This is a genomic window from Cupriavidus sp. 8B, from assembly GCF_054589115.1.
Genome location: NZ_BAAILO010000583.1, coordinates 1 through 548 on the forward strand (window position 1 = coordinate 1; position 548 = coordinate 548).

Annotated in this window: 1 protein-coding gene; it reads right to left on the minus strand. The window is 70.3% G+C overall.

Going from position 1 to position 548, the window contains the following annotated elements; translation table 11 throughout:
* A partial coding sequence (locus ACYP5B_RS49005) for a TraB/TrbI/VirB10 family type IV secretion system protein (protein ID WP_459574702.1) occupies positions 1-383 on the minus strand: 383 nt, incomplete at its 3' end.
* Between the last annotated feature and the right edge of the window lie 165 nt (positions 384-548).

Sequence of the window (548 nt, forward strand, 5' to 3'; positions counted from 1 at the left end):
GTGTCGTAGACGTCGTTCGTGACGGTGGCGCGGAATTCGCCGGGCTTGTCCGAATTGAGGCCGCCGACGAAGGTAGCAGGAATCACGAATCCCTGGCTCACCGTGCACGGCGCGAGCTTGCCGGCGAACCCGGTGCGGGTGAAGGTGGTGGCCGCCGCCCCGCGCAGGAACTGCTTGTCGCTCGACACGGGCGCGGTATCGCCGCCGCCCGGTGTGCCCGCGCCGATGCCGCCCACGCCGCCCAGAGCATCCATGCCGGCCGCGGCGACCTGCTGCTGGCTGCGCATCTGGGCCGGATCGACAACACCCGCAAGATCAGGCTGGCGCTTGCCAGCGTCCCGGCGCATGCGGCCGCCGTCCTGCTTGAAGATCGGCGAGGACATGACGGTATCCGTGTCATTCGCCTTGGCGAGCTCACCGGTGGCCGGCGTCGCGGGCGGCTGCACGAAGTCCTTTGCCGTCATGACCGGGGCCTTGCTTGCCGGCTCGGCCTTGGTGGCCGATGCCGCCTGCAGTGCCGCCAGCCTGCGCGCTTCCTCCTGCTGCTG